The following is a 20977-nucleotide window of genomic DNA, read 5'->3' on the forward strand; positions in this document are numbered from 1 at the left end:
ACTATTTCAAAGAAACAAAAGCACCAGTAGGTTATGAATTATCTAAAAAAGAATATCCGTTTGAAATCACAGCGGATAAGTTAAGTGAAGTAGAAACGGTTACTGCGACCAACAAAAAAGAAGTTAAGTTAGGCTCAGTCATTCTGAAAAAAGTAGATAGTAAAGAGTCAGAAATAACCTTATCAGGCGCAGAATTTTCTCTTTACAACGCAGAAACAAAAGAGTTATTAAAAGAAGGACTTACAACAAAAGCTGATGGCCAACTAGAAGTAAAGGATTTGCCACTTGGCAAGTACTATTTCAAAGAAACAAAAGCACCAGTAGGTTATGAATTATCTAAAAAAGAATACCCGTTTGAAATCACAGCGGATAGGTTAAGTGAAGTAGAAACGGTTACTGCGACCAACAAAAAAGAAGTTAAGTTAGGCTCAGTCATTCTGAAAAAAGTAGATAGTAAAGAGTCCGAAGTAACCTTATCAGGCGCAGAATTTTCTCTTTACAACGCAGAAACAAAAGAGTTATTAAAAGAAGGACTTACAACAAAAGCTGATGGCCAACTAGAAGTAAAGGATTTGCCACTTGGCAAGTACTATTTCAAAGAAACAAAAGCACCAGTAGGTTATGAATTATCTAAAAAAGAATACCCGTTTGAAATCACAGCGGATAAATTAAGCGAGGTAGAAACAATCACAGCGCCCAACCAAAAAGAAGTGGTTTATGGAGCTGTAACATTGAGAAAAGTAGATTACACGAATAAAGATATTCTTTTAAAAGGTGCGCAATTTGCCTTATATAATGCTGAAACAAATGAGTTGTTGAGAGAGAAGATTGAAACAACAGACTCAGGAGAAATTACACTTTCTAAATTAATTCCAGGTAAATATTATGTGAAAGAAACGAAAGCACCGATAGGGTATGAGTTATCAACTAAAGATTATCCATTTGAGATTAAAGCTAACGAAATAAGTAAGGTAGGTTTATTAACAATCACAAATGAAAAATCAAGAATACCTAAAAGCGGTTCTGTAATTTTAGAAAAAGTAGACGAAGCACAGAGTGATAAAAAATTAGTGGGAGCTGAATTTACGCTATATACTGAGGAAGGCGAGGTCCTTCAAACCGGTTTAACAACAGATGAGAACGGTCAACTTAGAGTGGACGACTTGCTAGAAGGTAACTACTATTTTGTAGAAACGAAAGCACCAGACGGTTATGAACTTTCAGAAGAACCATATTCATTTAATGTTAAAGCGGGAAAAGAAAGTAATATTACACGACTAAAAGTAACGAATAAAGCTAAAGAATCAGTTGGTTCAGTTGTTTTAGAAAAAGTGGATGAAGCACAAAGTAATAAAAAATTACCGGGTGCCGAGTTTTCACTTTATACGTCAGATGGTGAAATGATTCAATCTAGTTTAGTAACTAATGAAGCTGGAATTCTCCAAGTTGATAATTTAAAAGCTGGATCGTACTACTTTGTAGAAACGAAAGCGCCAACCGGTTATTCGACAACTTCTGCTAAACAGTCATTTGATATTAAAGAAGGTGAAGTAGCCGAAGTAGCCCAAGTTAGAGTGACTAATCAAGCAATAGCTTATAAAGGGTCCGTTATGCTAACTAAAACAGATAATATAGATGAGACCAAAAAATTGTCAGGAGCAGAATTTACTTTATATAAAGAAAGTGGCGAGATTGTTCAGGATGGATTAGTAACAGATGCAACAGGAGTCTTGCGTTATGACAACTTATCTGAGGGGGCATATTACTTTGTAGAAACGAAAGCACCAGTTGGTTATAGCTTATCTCAAGAAAAACACTCGTTTGAAATAAAAGCAAATGAAATGAGTGAAGTAACTCAAGTTTATGCAACCAACGCAGCAGAAGCAAAGGAACCAACAGGATCAGTAGAGTTAACCAAGGTAGATGAGCTAAATCAAAGCCAAGTTTTAAAAGGTGCTGAGTTTGCATTGTATGACGCAAACGGCAGAATATTGAATGAAAAGCTAACAACAAATGAAAAAGGTATGTTACGAGTAGATGGGTTAAAATTAGGTAATTACTACTTTAAAGAAACCAAAGCGCCAATTGGTTACCAATTATCACAGGAAGTCTTTAACTTTGAAATAAAAGCAAATGATACAGCTAAAGTAGTCCAAGTCAAAGCAACTAATCAAGCAGAAATTAAATTAGGTTCTGTTGAATTAACGAAAGTAGATTCAGCGAATAAACAGAAGGTTTTAAAAGATGCTGAGTTTGCTTTGTACAATAAAACTGGTATTCCAATAAACGATAATTTAGTAACTGATGATCAAGGGAAAATACATGTTGAAAACTTGGCAGCAGGTGATTATTATTTCGTAGAAACGAAAGCACCAGCTGGATATAAATTGTCGAAAAATATTTATGAATTTAAAATTATTGCAAATGAAACAAGCAAAGTCATCCAAGTGGAAGCAACTAATGAGGCTGAGGATGAGGAAATTAAATTAGGTTCTGTTGAATTAACGAAAATTGATTCAATAGATAAAGAAAATGTATTAAAAGATGCTGAGTTTAATTTGTATAAAGAAGGAACTATTAAACCTATTCAAACAAAATTAGTTACTAACGATAAAGGAAAATTACAAGTACGTAATTTAGAGATAGGCAACTATTACTTTAAAGAAACAAAAGCACCAATAGGTTATCAATTATCATCTAAACATTATACGTTTGAAATAAAAACCGATGAAATATCTGAAGTAGTTCAAGTTATGGCAACGAATGAAAAAGTGAAAGAATTAGGATCTGTGGAATTAACCAAAGTAGATTTCAAAGATAAAACAAATGTATTAAAAGATGCCGAGTTTTCATTGTTTAATTCAAAAGGAAAATTATTAAAAGAAAAATTAACAACAGATAATAATGGGAAGTTGCGAGTGGACAATTTAACAGTAGGAAGTTACTATTTTGAAGAAACGAAAGCTCCGAAAGGTTATCAAATAGACAGAAGTAAACATTTATTTGATATCAAGAAAAATACAATAAGTAAGCTAGTTTCTCTTCAAGTAACTAATAAAAAAATTGGGTACTTAGGTTCTGTTGAGCTAACGAAAGTGGATGGTGTTGATAAAAACAAAGTATTAGAGGGAGCCGAGTTTTCATTGTACACTTCAGATGGAAAACTGCTTCAAGAAAAATTAACAACAAACAAAGACGGAAAATTAGTAGTAGCAAAATTAAAATTGGGAAGTTATTATTTTAAAGAAACAAAAGCCCCACAAGGGTATAAGTTATCAACTGATAATCATCTGTTTGAAATAAAAGCAAATGAAACAAGTCCAGTTGAAAAAATAGTTGTTACAAATACTAAAATACCGGGAACACCCTCTAAACCAAATCCATCTACAAAAACAACGATTAAAAAAATTCTGCCAAAAACAGGAGAAGAATTACATGAGTTCTTTGTGTATGGATGGTCTGCTTTACTAGGTTGTGTGTTTTTATTTTGGAAAAAGAGACAAAGTAATCAAGATATCGAATAAATAAAATAAGAGATTACCCTGAAAAAAAGGGCAATCTCTTATTTGTTTACTCTGAAAGAAATGGTGTAGCTTTGACTGTTAATGATTCCTTGGTGAAAGGATGAACTAAACTTAACTCTTTTGCATGAAGCATGAGTCGTGAAGCGTTCGTTGGTTTTGAATGATAAAGTGGATCACCTAAAATAGGTTTACCAATAGAGGCAAGATGAACTCTGATTTGATGGGTTCTTCCAGTTTCTAACCAACATTCTACCCAAGTTAAATGGCCGTCTTTTTTTTGAGTTGTAATATGTGTGATGGCTGTTTTCCCACTTTTTTCATCAACCACTCTTTTTCGTCTGTCGTGTCTGTCACGTCCAATTTTTTTATTAATAACCATAGTATCTTTTGGAAGTGAGCCGTTTATTTGGGCTTCGTAAACACGATGAATTTCTTTTTTTTCTAACATTCTACCTAAAATAGGTAAGACAATTGGGTTTTTAGCAAAAAGAATTGCGCCACTTGTTTCTTTATCTAAGCGATGAACTACGTATGGTAGTTGATTTTTAGGTTTTAAGTAGGTAGCCAAATCATTAAGTAAAGTGTCTGATTCATCTGGTTGATTAGGATGTGTTTTTTTCCCGAACGGTTTATTGACGATAATTAAATGCTCATCTTCCCATAACACATCAATTTGATTTTCTTGACCTAGATTTATTGTTGGTGTTTCGTAATCTTCTGATTCAAAAAGTAAAGAGATCACGTCACCTGGTTTAACTAATTGATGAAACATTGCTTGTTTGTCATTAATTTGAACATTTTTTCTCACGCGTAAAAAATGACGAACTTTTCGGGGGATTAGCCATTCAAATTCTAACAAATCCTTAAGATTATCTGCATTTACGTCTTCTGGTAGCACAAATTTAAATTCCATGATACACTCCTGTGTGACTTATTGGTAAAAATTTATAATTTTTTTAAAATTGTAACACACTTTGTTAACAACTTCATGTTAAGATAATTGACATTAGTAAGATAAGTCCTTAGCCTCATCAATTAAAAACAAGGCTATGATAGAATGAATATAATAAAAAGACAAAAGTAAGAGGAGCTGCGAATGGAGCATATAAAGAAATTTTGGGAGATAATTAAAACCTATACAGCAAAATTTTTGGCCTGGTTTGGGCCTTATTTTCAAACATTTAGAGCTTGGCGAAAACGAGTTTGGAAAAAATATCATATTAATAAAATTTTGATTTTAGCTGTGTTAACAGTGGTTTTAGTCATGAGTGTTTATTTGTTTTATTTAGCTAAAAATACGAATGTTTCCAGTTTGAAATCAGGTTTAGAGCAAGTGACTACTATTTATGATAAAGATGGAGATGAAGCTGGAACGCTAGCAAAATATGGTTCTAAAGGAAGTTTTGCTCAAATAAATGACATTTCACCTTATATAAAAGATGCGGTTATTTCAACTGAGGACCGAGGATTTTATGAACATAAAGGCTATAGTATCAAAGGAATTGCTCGTGCAGCTGTTAGAAAAGTTGTCCGGCGTAACAATAGTGGTGGTGGTGGTAGTACTATCACACAACAACTAGCTAAAAATGCCTTTTTAAGTCAGGAACAAACGATGACGCGTAAAGCTAAAGAGTTGTTTTTAGCGATTGAAATTGAAAAAGAATATACAAAAGATGAAATTTTAGAGATGTATTTAAATAAGTCCTATTTTGGTAATGGTGTTTGGGGCGTTCAAGATGCGTCGTTGAAGTATTTTGGTAAGAATGCCAAGGATGTTACGGTTGATGAAGCAGCAGTGATTGCAGGTATGCTTAAAGGGCCAAGTATTTATAATCCCATTGATGATATGGAAAATGCTGTAGCAAGACGAGATACTGTTTTATCAGTGATGGTAGATAATGGAAAGCTAGAAAAAGCAACAGCAGATGAGTTAATGAAGCAACCGATAAACCTTTCTGATGCTTACGTACCAGAACATGACACATATAAATATCCTTATTATTTTGACTCAGTGATTGCAGAAGCAATTAAAAAAACCGGATTAAAAGATGAAGATATTTCAACAGGTGGTTACAAAATTTTTACAACACTTGATCAGCAATATCAAATTGGAATGGATCAAACTTTTGAAAATGATAGTTTATTTCCAGCTTCAGCCGCTGATGGTGCCATTGTGGAAGGTGCTTCTGTTGCGCTTAATCCAAAAACAGGTGGTGTGATGGGTATCGTAGGTGGGCGAGGTGAGTATACTTACAGAGGATTTAATCGAGCAACAGACTCAATGCTATCGCCAGGTTCAACGTTAAAACCAATCTCAGTTTATACGCCTGCTCTTGAAGCAGGATATAAACCAGATGATGTGTTAAAAGATGAGGCACTTAGTTATTATGATGTTCAAAACTACTCGAGAACGTATGCAGGTGAAGCAACGATGACACAAGCTTTGATTCAAAGTTTAAATGCTCCAGCTGTCTGGTTATTAAATGAAATAGGGATCGATCGAGGCTTTAAAAAAGTTGAGCAATTTGGGATTAAATTAGATGAAAAAGATCATTACCATGGTTTAGCTTTGGGAGGTTTAACTAAAGGAACGACACCTCTTAATATGGCGAGTGCCTATAGTGTGTTTGCTAATCAGGGAAACCAAACAACACCTCATTTTATCACAAAAATAGAAGATGCTAATGGTGCGATTATTTACGAAAATGAAAAACCTAAATCTAAAAGAGTTACAACACCAGAAGTAGCTGATGAAATGACAAGTATGCTTCAAGGGGTGTTCAGCTCAGGAACAGGGATGGAAGCAAAACCAGCTGGTTACACAATAGCAGGTAAGACAGGGACGACTGAAAATATTAATGCAGACGGTATGTCAAAAGATCAATGGATTATTGGATATACTCCTGATGTAGTTGTTTCAACTTGGATTGGTTTTGATAAAAGCGGTCCAGATCATTTCTTGACAGGAAGTAGCGGAAGTAACTTAGCTAATATCTTTAGAGATGAAACACAACGTGTCTTAGCAGCTTCACCTAACACACCGTTTTCAGTAGGTGATGTTACACAAGAAAATACTGAAGAAGAGAATAAACAAGGCATTAATGACTCCTTAAATGAAATCAGTGGAAAAGTGAAAGATGGAGCAAACACTATTGGCGATGGTATCAAAAAAGGTGTCGATGCTGCAGGTGAAATGTGGGGAAAACTTTGGAATAAAGTTACCCAGTAATTGATAGGATTTTATCTTTAATAATGTTACAATGATAACGGATATAAAAAGTAAAGGAGCTATTTTTATGACAGCTAATATTTATGATAGCGCGAATCAAATCGAACGCGACATTCGTCAAATGGACGAATTCAAGGCATTACAAGAAGCATTTGAAGCAATGAAAAAAGAAGAAGAATCTTTTGTTTTGTTTAGAGATTTCCAAGAATTACAAATGGAATTACAACAAAAACAAATGCAAGGCTTAGAATTTTCTGAAGAAGATGCCACAAAAGCTCAAGAAATGGCAGTTAAAGTTCAAGATACTGCAGTCATTCAAGATTTGATGGCAAAAGAACAAGCGTTTAGCATGATTATTAATGATTTAAACCGAATCATTATGAAACCTGTTCAAGAATTATATCAAATGGGTGAATAATAGTAATAGGGGGAGGTTAAGTAAAAACTTGACTTCCCTATTATTTTTTTATAGAAAAATGTACTTGAAATAGGTATGATGTAAGGAAGGAGTGATTAAGATGAGGTTTATTCATACAGCCGATTTACATATTGACCAACCTTTTTCTGGGATTAATTCAGAGCAAACGTATATTCAGGATTTGCTAAAAACATCTAATCAAGAAGTCTTATCAAAAATTGTTGATCGATGCATAGAAAAAAGAGTGGATTTTTTATTAATCGTGGGAGATACATTTCATCAAGCGCAGTCATCTATTCACACGCAAAAATTTTTAATGGAACAATTTTTACGTTTAGAACAAGAAGACATTAAAGTGGTACTTTCGTTTGGTAACCATGATTATTATCAAGAAAATCGTTACTGGTTCGAGTGGCCAGCTAATGTCATTTTATTTAAAAAAGAAGAAGTTCAAACTAAAACAATTCAACTAAAAAATGGAGAATCAGTTTCAATTAGTGGATTCTCTTATGAACATCAGTGGGTTGAACAGCCGATGGTGAACGACTATCCGGCTAGAAGCCAAGAAACAACATATCATATAGGCTTTTACCATGGTGATAATACAGGTAAATATGCACCATTTTCACCAGCAGAGCTATCAAGTAGTTATGATTATTGGGGATTAGGTCACATTCATAAGAGTGAGATTATTTCTGAAAATCCATTAATTGCCTATTCAGGAACACCTCAAGGACACACAAAAAAAGAAGACCAAGTGCAAGGTGTGTTGTTAGTTGATATTAATGCAGGTGGTAGCGATTTTGGTTGGTTGGATGTTTCTAATATCAGTTGGAACAAAAAAGAGATTGAAATAACAGAAGAGCTATCTAAAAAAGAACTCTTAGCAGCTGTTGAGAGTCAAATAAGCGATGCACATTATGCGTATCCACTTAATATTATTGAGGTAAATTTAACGACAACAGCAGAAAATGCGAGTGACTTGTTAAATGAAAAAGAAGAGATGTTGTTATATTTGCAAGAAAGCTTATTAAAATCATCTAATTATAAAGTATGGTTGAAAGATATTAGCGTTCTTCAAAGCACCTCTGATAAATTAATTATGGGATTTGAAACGACTTTAATTGATGATTTAGGCAGAAAGTACCGTAACAGAAATAATTTTGATAAAGCGGTGAGTGATTTGCTACAACAACCAGCAATTGCAAAATATTTATCTTGGGAAGAAGAAGATATTGTTGCATGTGTCAACGAAAGTAGCCAATTAATTAAAGATAAAATGATTTTTAAAAATGAGGCAAGCCAATGAAACTATTACAATTAAAAATTGACGGATTTGGAAAATTTAATAATCAGGTATTTGATGTGAATTCGCAAAACCAATTGTTTTTTGGTGAAAATGAAGCGGGAAAATCAACTGTTTATCAGTTTATACGCACGATTCTTTTTGGATTTCCTAAAAAAAGAGAAATGATTCGAGATTTTACACCAGTTAACGGGGCTATTTATGGTGGGAAAATTATTTTTGAAGATAAACTTCATGGGAAAATAACTGTTGAGCGTTATAAAGAAAAGAACAAAGGACAAGCAGCCATTCAATTTGAAAATGGTCAATTAGGTAATGAATTAACTCTTGAAAAATTGTTAGCACCTCTAACGAAAGAGACTTTTGACCAGATATTTAGTTTCCAACAAGAGCAATTAGTAGAACTAAATCAAATGAATGAAGTTAGGTTGCAGCACTTACTTTTAACGGTAGGTTTAACAGGTAGTGAACGTTTAACTAAAATGAGCGATGTCTTTTTAAAAGAACGTCAAAAACTTTTTAAACCAAGTGGTCGAATTCCTGAAATTAATCAGCGATTACGTCAATTAAAAAAATTAGAGCAACAGATTGAATTAGTAGAATCTCAAGAAGCGACTTATCAAGTGAAACGCCAAAGAATGAGTGAGTTAACGCAATTAATTAATAATGCAGACAAAGATAAAAACCGCCAATCTGAGTTAGAAAAAACTATTTTAGAGCAACAAAAACGATTTCCAATGTATATTGAATGGGAATCGTTAATGAAAGAGTTATCTAGTGATGTGGAAGCGCCAAGTACAAAAATTGAGTCAGTAAAACATGGCTTAAATAATCATCGCTTTTTGTTAAATAAAGAAAAAGAATTACTTGAAAGTCAGAGTAGCAATTTGGAAGTTGAATCTCCTGCTTATCAATTTTATTTGGAAAACCAAAGTATTTTTGATGACTTATTAGAAGATCAATTAGCAGTTGAATCGATGACTGAAAGACGTCAATTATTAGAAGAGCAGTTAGGTGAGTATCGTAAAAGTAAAGAAACGCTTTACGAAAAATATCGGTTATCTGAGGAAAAAATCAATATCGATTTATCTCCTGAAGTTGAAGAGGAAATTCTTGCTTTAGCCAAAAGTGAAGAAGAGCTTGTTCGTGAAAAAGTTATTCTTTCTAACGAGAAGAGTCGGTTAGTTATTAAACAAAAAGATATGGATACTCAACTAACGACTGTTGAAAATCAATTGGCCGTTATTCCAACGGATGAAGTAGAAAATGACTCTAAAAAAATGACGGATCCATTATCTAAAAAGCTGTTCTCTGGTTTATCAATTGCAGTTTCGTTGTTATTTTTATCATTAGCGGTAGTTCTTAAAATTAATTGGATTTATATTCCTGTGGTGGCATTATTTGGTTTAGGTGTTTATGGTTTTTTAACGGCTAATAAAGCATCTAGCAAAGAAAAACATGCTTCAAAAGAAGTGACACAGGAAGATTATTTACTGCAGTTGACAGCATCTGATGAAGTGGAACATTCTCTTCATGAGCTTGAAAGTCAATTAGCTGATATAGAAGCTAAAATAGTAACGTTACAAGATAAAAAACAAGAGTGGGCAGACCGCTATGGTTTTTCAATGAAAGAAACGATGACGTTGTGGTTATCTCGAATTCCAATTTATATGCAACTTCAAGATATTCAAGAAAAAGAAGAAGAGATGAAGAAGAATTTAGCTGATGCAGACCGAGTATTGCATTCGTATGCTGAACTATTAACATTTTCTAAGCAATGGATACCAATAGAAAATAAATCAACAAAAGAAATTTACCATGAGATGAAACGGTTTGTTGATGAGCAGCAGACTTATTTAAAAGATAAGGCGATGGCAAGTAACAACCAGCAAAACTTCCAAGGTCAACTACATAGTGTCAAAAAACAAGTAGAAAAAAGTGAACAAGATTTATTAGCACTTGTCGGTAATTCTACAGTTTCAAGTATAGAAGACGTGAATATTTGGTTGAAAAAACAAGAATTATCTAAACAAAGTCAATCAAGAATAGAAGAACTAGAAGTAACATTAGGTGGCTATTTTGATTTAACAAAACGTTATACTTTAGTAGATATTAATCACCATTTAATTAGTGTGAAAAATCGAGAAGATGATTATTTAGAAACAATTAATCAACATCAAGATGAATTTCAAACACTAAAATATGAGTTATCCCAAATGGAAAAAAATGGATCTTTAGATACTCTTTATCAAGAGCGAGAAAATAAATTGTCAACGATTAAAGAATTATCTGACCAATGGATAACGAATAAAATAGCAGAAGAATTGACACAGGATGTGTTCCAATATTTATCTGATCAACAACTACCTGCTCTTTTAGCGACAGTTACTTCTTATTTTAAAATCTTAACAGAAGGTACTTATTTCAAAGTATTTGTTAAAAATAATCAATTGTATGTGAGAGATAAAGAACAAAAAGTTTGGCCGATTATTCAGCTCTCAACAGGTGCTAAAGATCAATTGTACACCGCTTTTAGACTCGCATTTATTCATCTTCATACAGAAGATTATGAGGCACCAGTTATTATTGATGATGGTTGGTTACATTTTGATGCTAAAAGGAAATTAACGTTATTCAAGTTATTGGACGGTTTTAGTAAGCAAACTCAAGTGATATGCTTATCTTCAGACCAAGCGGTTAAATCATATTTTGAAACACATGACTTATCAATTGTAACTATCGGAAGGGATGAAGCAATGTGAAAAAACTTAGAGAATTAGCTGTGGATGAAACATTTGAATTGTTTGTCTTATTAAAGACAGCCGATGTAAGAGTAGCAAGAAATGGTAAAAAATTTATTGCTTTTACGTTTCAAGATACCTCGGGAACAATTGATGGCAAGTATTGGGGTGCTTCAGAAGACGAAATTGAGAAATTTGTTGTTGGTAAAGTTGTTTTATTAGGTGGTAAACGAGAAGTTTATCAAAATATGGCACAAATCAAAATTCTTAGTTTGCGTTTGACACAAGTAGGAGAACCAGATGACCCAGCGTTATATATGGAAAAACCTCCTGTTCAAATAGAAGAATTGAAAGAAACGTTTAATCAATATTTATTTGAAATAACCAATGCTAAATGGCACCGAATTGTACGTCATATTTTGGGGAAATATCAAAAAGAATTTTTTGATTTTCCGGCAGCCAAAAAAAATCACCATGCTTTTGTTGGTGGACTAGCTTATCATACTATTACTATGTTAGAACTTGCTAAAGGTGTATGTGGTCAGTATCCTGAACTTAATCCATCACTACTTTATGCAGGTGTTATCTTGCATGATGTTGGTAAGGTAAGAGAGTTATCAGGACCAATTGGAACAGAGTACACACTAGCAGGGAATCTGCTGGGGCATATTGTTATGATTGATGAAGAGATTACGAAAGCATGTGTGGAATTAAATATAACAGAAACAGATGAAGAAGTATTGGTATTAAAACATGTCTGCTTAGCACATCACGGTTTATTAGAATACGGTTCACCTGTTAGACCTAAAATTATGGAGGCGGAAATACTGCATCATCTAGATAATTTAGATGCCTCTATGCAAATGATGTTAGGTGCGTTAAAACAGATTGAACCTGGGGAGTATACTGACCGTATATTTGGGTTAGATAATCGTAATTTTTATTTACCCAAAATTTAAATAAAAAAATAAGAGGTTGGGACAATAGGTCTCAATCTCTTATTTTGGCTTTTAGTAATAATTTGTTTGATCCATTTCAAATGCTTCTTGCATGTATTTAGGAGCAACTTTCCCCTTAACTTCCCGGATAAGTTCTCCTTGGACAATTAGACGATTTGCACCAGACACATCACAGGTGACTAAAGTAACAAGCTGTTTGCCTTTGACATCATCGATTACTTCAACCTTTGTTGGCTCAACGTATTCTTTAGAGACTGTTTTATACTCATATATATACTCTAAGTCTGTTAAAAGAATGGTATCCCCAAGTTCAACGTTAACTAAAGGAGCAAATAGAAGAGCTGGATCATACATGTAATGACTGGCAAGAGCGTAGTTACCGTAACCCATTCTCTGTTCTTCTTTCATCGTTCCTGCTCCAACTGCTAAAACGTAATTAGATACGCCTTTAAAAATGGGAAGATTTAATTTAACACTTGGTATAGCAATTCCACCAATCGTATCTAAACCAGTATCCCGTCCTTTTGTTGCTTGTGCAACTAAGTTGAAATCAAGAGATTCAACTTGGTCAAAATCAAAGTTGGCGTCTTTTTTTTCATTTTTTTTGACATCTTCTCGTGTAACGTTACTAATTGTATGTTTTTTAGTGGTATCTTTAACCAAATAATTTTTAATTTGGTTATTAAAAACTAAAGACAAACCAACTAAGAGTAGTAAAATCATTAACAAGTTAATAATCGTATTTTTTATTCGTGTACCGATTGATTTCTTTGGCTTTTTTTTATGTTTTAAGGATCTTGTGTTTTCTTTCTTGCTAATTAGAATAACCTCCTCTAATAGAGTTTAACTAATAATAACACAAAATAAGCTGAAAATGAAAAAAACAAAACGGAACTCTTAAATATTACATAAGTATTTCCGGAAACCGTTTCACTTTGTGACTATGTAATATAAACTTAATTTAACGGACAGTCTTTTCCGATTCAATTTTATTAAATAAATGGTATAGTTATAGTAATGAAATTAGTAAGAGCGAGGTGAAAGGTGTTGCAAGATTATTTGTATATTCATTTAGATGCGATTAGTAATTCCATCTTAGCTAAGGGAATGAGCCATGAAGATTTTAATCGTTATACACTTAATCGTCCTGAAAACCTTCTTTTACTTAATCACAATGAACGAGAAGGAGAGTATGAAACTCACACAGGATTTCGTGTCATTCGAGGAATGGAAGAGGTTAATCAGTATTTTTCTTTAGTTGAAAGTAGAAGTCATAGAGAAGTTAAATGGATTGATTTTAATGAGTATGATGTTTTGAAACGTTTAACACCCAATGAAATATCTGAGTTGTTATACTTTGGTCATATGAAAAATCAATTACGTTCTCCTTTTTTCTATCAACTTCAAAATAATTTTGCCTTCTTTGAATTAAATCCAGAAACTGTTAAAATTTATTATCGCAACATTGAAGATTTCTATCAAACACTGTCTCAAAAAATAACTAGTGTTGTAACAAGTCAAGCAAGTGGACCTAGAACTTTTTTTAATAGAAAAACAGTGACGATAAAGGAATTACCAAAAGATATTGTGAGTCATTTAAAAGGGGTTATGCAAGAAGGAATTGTTTTCAATTTTTCTCAAACAGGATTTATTGATGAAAAATATGTGGTACCAATTCATGTTGTGGAAGATAATTTAAGAAAAGTTGATAATTATCATTTTAAACAAGAAGTTAAGATTGGTACACTGATTTATTCAAAGGAAACAGATGAGTGGGAAATTGTAAAAGAAGAATTTGAATCAATTTTATTGAAACAATAATCTGGACTACTAGCCTTTGTGTTGACAAAACGGCCTAGTGGTCTTATTATTTTTATATTAAAAACGCAAATTGGTTTTTTAGATAAAAATAAAGTATAATGTAACTCGATGAAACTTAGGAGGACTAGCATGAAAATTACTCTGATCTATGGAGGTAAAAGCGCTGAACATGATGTGTCAATCTTATCAGCCTTTTCAATTTTAAAAGCTATCTATTACAATTACTACGAAGTACAAATTGTATACATAACTAAAGATGGACAATGGTTAAAAGGACCAGTATTTAACGAAGCACCAGATTCTGAAGAACTTCTACATTTAACGCTGAAGAATGCTCAGCCTATATTGCCAAGTGATATTAAAGAAGCCAACAGTGTGATTTTCCCAGTTCTACATGGCCCTAACGGAGAAGATGGCACCGCTCAAGGTCTTTTTGAAGTATTAAATATGCCGTATGTGGGTGCTGGAGTATTGGCAAGTGCTTGTGCGATGGATAAGATTGTTGCAAAACAGTTGTTTCAACAAGCAGGAATTCCACAACTACCTTATGTATCTGTGATCAAGCGTCATTACATGAACGAAACAGATGCTGTACTTTCAGAATGTGAGGGAACGTTAATCTATCCGATGTTTGTTAAACCGGCTAACATGGGTTCTAGTGTAGGAATTAGTAAAGTAGAAACGCGCGAGGAATTAGTCAAAGCAATTGAAAATGCTTTTTGCTATGACCGACGTGTGATTGTTGAACAAGGGATTGCTGCAAGAGAATTAGAAGTTGCTGTATTAGGCAATGATGAAGTCCGGACAACAGCTGCAGGTGAAATTGTTAAAGACGTTTCTTTTTATGACTATGATTCGAAATATATTGATAATAAAGTTGTGTTACAAGTACCGGCAGAAGTATCAGATGAAATTCATTTAAAAATGCAAGAATATGCTAAAAAAGCGTACATTGCTTTAGATGGTAGTGGGTTAAGTCGCTGTGATTTCTTTTTAACTGCGAATGGTGAAATTTTCTTGAATGAAGTAAATACTTTGCCAGGATTTACACCGTTTAGTATGTACCCGCTTCTTTGGGAACATATGGGGATTACATATAGTGATCTGTTAGAAGAATTGATTCAATTAGCTAAATTGCGTCATGAAAAAAAGCAAGCGATTGAATTAGGACAAGAATTTTAAGCTGGACGGCCACGTTCAGCTTTTTTGCTGATTTTAAAGGAGAGAGTGATAGATGAAGTTAACAGTGAAAGAAGTTGTTCAAGCAGTAAAGGGAAAACTTTTGGGAGCATTGTCACCAGATACAGAAATTTTCCATGTTGAATTTGATACGAGAAATGTACAGTCTGGGACTCTTTTTGTTCCTCTAAAGGGAAATCGAGATGGTCATGAATTTATTAAACAAGCCTTTGAAAGAGGTGCCGTTGTTACGTTTTCTGATCATTTATTAGAAACTGATACTCCTTACATTTTAGTTGAAGATACATTGAAAGCTTTTCAAGAGCTGGCAAGTTTTTATTTAAACAAATTAAAACCTAAGGTCTGCGCTGTCACAGGAAGCAATGGTAAGACGACAACAAAAGATATGATTGCAGCTGTTTTAGGTACTAAGTTTATAACGTATAAAACACAAGGTAACTACAACAATGAAATTGGTTTGCCATATACAATAATGAGTATTGATGAGAGTGTTGAAATGCTTGTTTTAGAAATGGGAATGGATAGAAAAGGAGACATCGAGTTACTAACTAAAATTGGTAATCCAGATGTTGCGGCCATTACCATGATTGGAGAGTCCCATATTGAACATCTTGGTTCAAGAGAAGGGATTGCTGCGGCTAAAATGGAGATTGTTCAAGGTATAAAACCAAACGGTATATTAATTGTCCCAGCAAACGAACCACTTTTGAAACCATTGATAAAAGAGGTGAAGCAAACAGTCGAAACATTTGGTTTAACTGAAGGTGCAGATTTATCAGCGACCATTCTAGAAGAAAGAAAAGACCAAACGTCATTTACAACGAATCAGTTTAAGGACATGGTATTTACAATCCCTGTTTTAGGTCAGTACAATGTGAGTAACGCTCTTGTAGCATTGTCAGTAGGGAATGCATTTGGCGTTCCGGTTGAAAAAATGGTAAAGGGCTTGGCAACCTTTGATATGACAAAAAATCGAACAGAATGGCTAGAAACAAAAGATGGGATTCATATTTTGAGTGATGTTTATAATGCAAACCCAACAGCTATGAAGTTAGTATTAGATTCATTTTCAAAATTAGAAAAAACAGGTAAGAAAATTGTTGTCTTAGGAGACATGCTAGAGTTGGGTGAAGAGTCTAAAGAAATGCATGCAAGTGTTTCTGAATATATTAAAAAAGACGAAATAGATGATGTCTTTTTATATGGCAAGCAGATGGAATCGTTGTATGAAGTATTAAAAAATTCTTTTGATTCATCTAAATTACATTTTTTTGAAGCAACAAAAAAAGAGGTGTTAATGAAAGCTGTCAGTGATAAAATAGAGTCAGGAGATACTGTTTTTCTGAAAGCAAGTAACGGAATGGGACTTAAGGAAGTTGTTGATTATTTATTAAATAATCATTAATGGATAGTGTTCTATTGAGAATTTTAGAATTATGTGATAGTATTACACGAATGCTCGTTTTCAATTTTTTTCATAAATGTATGAGAGATGATTGACGACTGAGGCATAGTCATTAGGAGGATATCATTTGAAATTTAGTGAATTAAATTTAGACAAGAAATTATTAAAAGCGGTAGAGAACATTGGTTTTGAGGAAGCAACCCCTATTCAAAGTGCAACGATTCCATTGGCATTAGAAGGTAAAGACGTTATTGGACAAGCTCAAACGGGAACTGGTAAAACAGCAGCCTTTGGTCTACCAATGCTTGATAAAATAGATACAGAAAAATCAATGATTCAAGGTTTAGTTATTGCTCCAACAAGAGAATTAGCTATTCAAACGCAAGAAGAAATTTACCGATTAGGTAAAGAAAAAAGAATTAAAGTTCAAGCAGTTTATGGTGGAGCAGATATTGGTCGTCAAATTAGATCATTAAAAAATAATCCACATATCGTTGTTGGAACTCCAGGTAGAATGTTAGATCATATCAACCGTAAAACGTTAAAATTAGAAAAAGTTGAAACGTTAGTTTTAGATGAAGCGGACGAAATGTTAAACATGGGATTCTTAGAGGATATTGAATCAATTATCTCTAAAGTTCCAGAAACTAGACAAACATTACTATTCTCAGCAACAATGCCTGATAGTATCAAACGCATTGGTGTTAAATTTATGAAAGAACCCGAACATGTTAAGATTAAAGCCAAAGAAATGACAGCTAACTTAATCGATCAATACTTTGTTCGTTGTAAAGAATTTGAAAAATTTGATGTTATGACACGTCTTTTTGATGTTCAAAACCCAGATTTAACAATTGTCTTTGGTCGTACAAAACGTCGTGTTGATGAATTAGCACGTGGATTAGAAATGCGTGGTTACAAAGCTGAGGGAATTCATGGTGATTTACCTCAACATAAACGTATGAGTATTTTAAAAGCGTTCAAAAATGATGAAATTGATATCTTAGTTGCAACAGATGTAGCAGCACGTGGATTAGATATTTCAGGTGTTAGTCATGTTTACAACTACGATATTCCACAAGATCCAGAAAGCTATGTTCACCGTATTGGGCGTACAGGCCGTGCTGGTAAAGAAGGAATGTCAGTAACTTTTGTTACACCAAACGAAATGAGTTACTTACATGTCATTGAAGATTTAACTAAGAAAAAAATGACAACTCTTCGCCCACCTTCAAAACAAGAAGCAATTGAAGGTCAAATTGGCTCAGCGGTTGCACAAATTAAAGATTTAATGGTTGATAATGGTTTAGAAAGCTACCAAGAAGCAGCAAGTAACCTATTAGAAGAATACTCTGCAGAAGATATCGCAGCATTGTTAATCAAACAAATCTCTAAAGATGATGCTTCTGAAGTGCCGGTTAATATCACACCAGAACGTCCACTACCTTCTCGTAAAGGTAACGGAGGCCGTGGTGGTCGCGGTGGCGGGAATAACCGTGGAGGCCGTGGTGGTAACTACCGTGGTAACAGTAACAACCGTGGTGGAAATCGTGATAATAATCGTAAAAAAGAGCAATATAACAAGAAAAAACGTAACGAAAACCAACCAGGTGATAATCGTAAACGTGCTAATAACACTAATAAAGATAAAGCCCGCGGTTTTGTTATTCGCAACAACGCAAAATAAACAAATTTTAGCTAATACTTTTGGTATTAGCTTTTTTTATTGAAAATCCTTATAATAAATAAAGAAGTTTAATCAAAGGAGAAAGTAATGATTACTGGAATTGGTGTTGATATCGTGGAGTTAAAACGAATGAAGGAAGTAATTGAACGGAACCCTAAATTTATTACTCGTGTATTGACAGATAAAGAGTTAGAAACGTTTAATCAATTAGGTGACAAGCGTAAAGTTGAATTTTTAGGTGGTCGATTTGCGTGTAAAGAGGCATTTTCAAAAGCTTATGGTACCGGGATTGGTAAAGTGAAATTGACGGATATTGAAGTATTAAACGAAGAAAACGGCAAGCCATTTGTTTCTAAGTCACCGTTTGAAGGTAATGTTCATGTTTCAATTTCTCATACAGATAGTATGGCGATTGCACAAATTGTTTTAGAAAAATAAAAAGAGGCTTAATCATATTAAGATTAACCTCTGTCATTTTATTTAGTTGAATTGTTTTTAATAATAGAAATCTTTTTTATGTTTTTAGCTGAAATCATCCGTACTTGATTATTCTTTTGAAGTTTAATTACTAAAGAATCAGGATTAGATGCATGCTGATATATACGACCAACAAGGGTTTCAAAACGATTAGAGGCTTTAGCCTGTAAGTCATCTCTATATTGAATCACAACAATACTTTTTTGAGTGATTGCTTGATTGATTTGTTGTAAGATGCGATTTTCTTGTTTTTCTTTTTCAGAATCTTCATCGATAAAAGAAGCAAAGAAACGTTGAGACGAGCGAGAAATAAAACGTGTGAATTTTTTTACACTATTGTCTGAATCGGAATCCATCGACCTGTTACTACTTGTCATTGTTTTGCCCCCCTATATTTCCTATTATTCATTATACGAATGGGAATGGTCTTAGTCAAATAAATAATAATATTATTTTACCCTTTACTTTGAAAGGAGAGAAATAAATTGCTTAAAGAATTATACCCATCCAATTTTAAATCATTGAATTTTGATAATAGTGCAGAATGGCTACCATTTTTTGATTCCAAGAAAAAGACCGTGGCTGAAATGTCGACACGTATAGTTAAGCTAAATGAAAAAGATGCTTTTTTTGCTTACTACGATAAAAATCATTTACTATTCATTGTTGGCGCAAATTTTAGCCATGAAATTATGGAGGTAAATTCTATATTAGCAATGAATTCGTCTGTTCGACTAAAAGATTATCAAAAAGGGTTAGAAGAAATAGGAAAAAGAAGATTTCTGAAGAAAATAATTATTAAGTTAGCTAGACAACCTATTCAAATAGAAGAACAATTGAGAAAAATAAAATATGAATTTAACTTAAATGAAGGCTATGTCACAGAGTTGATTTATCATACTGGACTTGTTCTAGGTGGAGGAGGAGCAAAAGGGGCGTATCAGATAGGCGTCTGGCGAGCGTTAGAGGAGATGCAGATACCATTTGCTATGATTAGCGGAACGTCTGTTGGCGCGCTAAATGGAGGCCTTATTTTGCAGGGAGATTTGAAGAGTGCAGAGGAAATGTGGCAATCTATTGTAACAGAGAAGATTTTATCAATTCCAAAAGAAACACAAGAAAGCACGTATTCAATGAATCAATTAATAAATGACTTGCAAAAGCTAACAAAAGTGGCGATTCAAGAAAAAGGAGTTAGTACGGAACCTCTTTTTTCTTTAATTAAGGACTTAATGCGTGGTGATAAGGTATTTAAGAGTAAAAAAGAATTTTATTTAGTAACGACAGAAACACCTAAAATGGAAGAAAAAATTGTTTCTTTAGAAGATATGACAGAGGAGACGTTTCCTCAATGGTTGCTGGCTTCTTCCTCATTCTTTCCAGCGATGCAAGCCTGTCAAATAGCAGGGACATATTACGTTGATGGTGGTTATCGAAATAATGTCCCAAAAGATGTGCTAGTAAAGAAAGGCGCAACCGAATTGATTGTGATTGATGTTAATGGTCCTGGGATAACTAAACCATATAAAGTACCAGAAGATATTGTTGAAATTAATATTAATAGTTCCTGGGGACTGGGAAACGTATTGTTGTTTGATGGCAATCGTTCACGCTGGAATATTGAACTAGGCTATCTTGAAACGAAAAAGAAGTTGGGCTATTATCATGGATGTGAGTATACCTTTTGTGATGCCGAGTTTAAGAAAAGTAGTTTACAGTTGAGTCGTGAATTTTATAGCTTTTTGAAAAAAGTTCCTAGATTTACAACATGGTTTGAAAAGAAAACAACAGTAAAACCATGGGAATGGTTATTAAAAAATGATATAGAACCAGAGTTTTTTAGTATATTACTATTAGAGTCATTGGCAAAAAAAGTAGCTATTCAACCGACAACTTGTTATAAAATTACTGAGCTCTGTCAATTGGTGATACAAGAGATTAAATTAGAAGGAAAATCAGAACTATTAGGCTCAGAAGAACCAATGATGCGATCATTAAGTGAGTGGCTAACAAAATACATCCAGAAGAAATTACCAATTACAGATAGTCAATTAACTGCCTCTTATTATTATTACTTTAAAGAATTTGAAGATGATAAGCGGGAGATGTATAATTTATTAATGGATGTCTCGTGGAAAAACGCTTTAGAAGCATTATTTTTAATATTTTTAGAAATGAGGAATGGATAAATGGCATAAGAGTTTTCTTAT

The 20977-nt window shown here is 33.5% G+C and carries 15 protein-coding genes; 12 read left to right on the forward strand and 3 right to left on the reverse strand.

The genetic code is table 11. The features are described from left to right. Positions 1-3524: SpaA isopeptide-forming pilin-related protein (locus tag RR554_RS05475; protein ID WP_332467582.1), on the forward strand; the 3524-nt coding region annotated here is incomplete at its 5' end. Between the two features lie 46 nt (positions 3525-3570). Here RR554_RS05475 and RR554_RS05480 read toward each other — a convergent pair. After that, positions 3571-4437 (reverse strand): RluA family pseudouridine synthase, encoded by an 867-nt coding sequence (locus RR554_RS05480; protein ID WP_332467583.1) that lies wholly within the window; start codon positions 4435-4437, stop codon positions 3571-3573. 183 nt (positions 4438-4620) lie between these two features. Between RR554_RS05480 and RR554_RS05485 the strand changes: the two genes are divergently transcribed. The 5 genes from RR554_RS05485 to RR554_RS05505 all read left to right on the forward strand — a co-directional run bounded on the left by RR554_RS05485 (position 4621) and on the right by RR554_RS05505 (position 12177). Continuing rightward, positions 4621-6753 (forward strand): PBP1A family penicillin-binding protein, encoded by a 2133-nt coding sequence (locus tag RR554_RS05485; protein ID WP_332467584.1) that lies wholly within the window; start codon positions 4621-4623, stop codon positions 6751-6753. 67 nt (positions 6754-6820) lie between these two features. Continuing rightward, a complete protein-coding gene (locus tag RR554_RS05490; RefSeq protein ID WP_332463140.1) occupies positions 6821-7171 on the forward strand; it encodes a YlbF family regulator in 351 nt (116 codons plus the stop codon). Between the two features lie 100 nt (positions 7172-7271). After that, positions 7272-8480, forward strand: coding sequence for a metallophosphoesterase family protein (locus tag RR554_RS05495; protein ID WP_332463139.1), 1209 nt, complete (start codon positions 7272-7274; stop codon positions 8478-8480). Further along, a complete protein-coding gene (locus RR554_RS05500) occupies positions 8477-11239 on the forward strand; it encodes an AAA family ATPase (protein ID WP_332467585.1) in 2763 nt (920 codons plus the stop codon). The genes RR554_RS05495 and RR554_RS05500 overlap by 4 nt, the downstream gene beginning before the upstream one ends. Then, entirely contained in the window at positions 11236-12177 is a 942-nt protein-coding gene (locus RR554_RS05505; protein ID WP_332463137.1) for a 3'-5' exoribonuclease YhaM family protein, read from the forward strand. Before RR554_RS05500 ends, RR554_RS05505 begins: the two co-directional genes overlap by 4 nt. Positions 12178-12228: 51 nt before the next feature. Here RR554_RS05505 and RR554_RS05510 read toward each other — a convergent pair whose 3' ends face one another. Next, entirely contained in the window at positions 12229-12900 is a 672-nt protein-coding gene (locus tag RR554_RS05510) for a class A sortase (protein ID WP_332467586.1), read from the reverse strand. Between the two features lie 321 nt (positions 12901-13221). Between RR554_RS05510 and RR554_RS05515 the strand changes: the two genes are divergently transcribed. From RR554_RS05515 to acpS, 5 genes are all read left to right on the forward strand, one after another. After that, a complete protein-coding gene (locus RR554_RS05515; protein WP_332463135.1) occupies positions 13222-13998 on the forward strand; it encodes a hypothetical protein in 777 nt (258 codons plus the stop codon). A 129-nt stretch (positions 13999-14127) separates the two neighbouring features. Then, complete coding sequence (locus RR554_RS05520; RefSeq protein ID WP_332467587.1) at positions 14128-15180, forward strand: D-alanine--D-alanine ligase; 1053 nt, start codon at positions 14128-14130, stop codon at positions 15178-15180. A 52-nt stretch (positions 15181-15232) separates the two neighbouring features. After that, positions 15233-16603: a UDP-N-acetylmuramoyl-tripeptide--D-alanyl-D-alanine ligase gene (locus RR554_RS05525; RefSeq protein WP_332467588.1), complete on the forward strand. Its 1371-nt coding sequence runs from the start codon at positions 15233-15235 to the stop codon at positions 16601-16603. A gap of 127 nt (positions 16604-16730) precedes the next feature. Further along, positions 16731-18290, forward strand: coding sequence for a DEAD/DEAH box helicase (locus RR554_RS05530; protein ID WP_332463132.1), 1560 nt, complete (start codon positions 16731-16733; stop codon positions 18288-18290). A gap of 87 nt (positions 18291-18377) precedes the next feature. After that, entirely contained in the window at positions 18378-18728 is a 351-nt protein-coding gene (acpS, locus tag RR554_RS05535) for a holo-ACP synthase (RefSeq protein ID WP_332467589.1), read from the forward strand. Positions 18729-18766: 38 nt separating this feature from the next. Here the strand turns inward: acpS and RR554_RS05540 are convergent, their stop codons facing one another. Then, positions 18767-19144, reverse strand: coding sequence for a hypothetical protein (locus tag RR554_RS05540; RefSeq protein WP_332463130.1), 378 nt, complete (start codon positions 19142-19144; stop codon positions 18767-18769). A 108-nt stretch (positions 19145-19252) separates the two neighbouring features. Here RR554_RS05540 and RR554_RS05545 point away from each other — a divergent pair, with 108 nt between their 5' ends. After that, positions 19253-20956 (forward strand): patatin-like phospholipase family protein, encoded by a 1704-nt coding sequence (locus tag RR554_RS05545; protein WP_332463129.1) that lies wholly within the window; start codon positions 19253-19255, stop codon positions 20954-20956. Positions 20957-20977: the final 21 nt, after the last annotated feature.

This window comes from Vagococcus sp. (assembly GCF_036639995.1).
Lineage (GTDB): Bacteria > Bacillota > Bacilli > Lactobacillales > Vagococcaceae > Vagococcus.

Excerpts from the sequence above, each read along its gene's own strand:
- acpS (WP_332467589.1), top strand. The coding sequence starts at position 18,378 with ATGATTACTGGAATTGGTGTTGATATCGTGGAGTTAAAACGAATGAAG.
- RR554_RS05495 (WP_332463139.1), top strand. The coding sequence starts at position 7,272 with ATGAGGTTTATTCATACAGCCGATTTACATATTGACCAACCTTTTTCT.
- RR554_RS05500 (WP_332467585.1), top strand. The coding sequence starts at position 8,477 with ATGAAACTATTACAATTAAAAATTGACGGATTTGGAAAATTTAATAAT.
- RR554_RS05480 (WP_332467583.1), bottom strand. The coding sequence starts at position 4,437 with ATGGAATTTAAATTTGTGCTACCAGAAGACGTAAATGCAGATAATCTT.
- RR554_RS05485 (WP_332467584.1), top strand. The coding sequence starts at position 4,621 with ATGGAGCATATAAAGAAATTTTGGGAGATAATTAAAACCTATACAGCA.
- RR554_RS05540 (WP_332463130.1), bottom strand. The coding sequence starts at position 19,144 with ATGACAAGTAGTAACAGGTCGATGGATTCCGATTCAGACAATAGTGTA.
- RR554_RS05525 (WP_332467588.1), top strand. The coding sequence starts at position 15,233 with ATGAAGTTAACAGTGAAAGAAGTTGTTCAAGCAGTAAAGGGAAAACTT.
- RR554_RS05520 (WP_332467587.1), top strand. The coding sequence starts at position 14,128 with ATGAAAATTACTCTGATCTATGGAGGTAAAAGCGCTGAACATGATGTG.
- RR554_RS05490 (WP_332463140.1), top strand. The coding sequence starts at position 6,821 with ATGACAGCTAATATTTATGATAGCGCGAATCAAATCGAACGCGACATT.
- RR554_RS05510 (WP_332467586.1), bottom strand. The coding sequence starts at position 12,900 with ATGATTTTACTACTCTTAGTTGGTTTGTCTTTAGTTTTTAATAACCAA.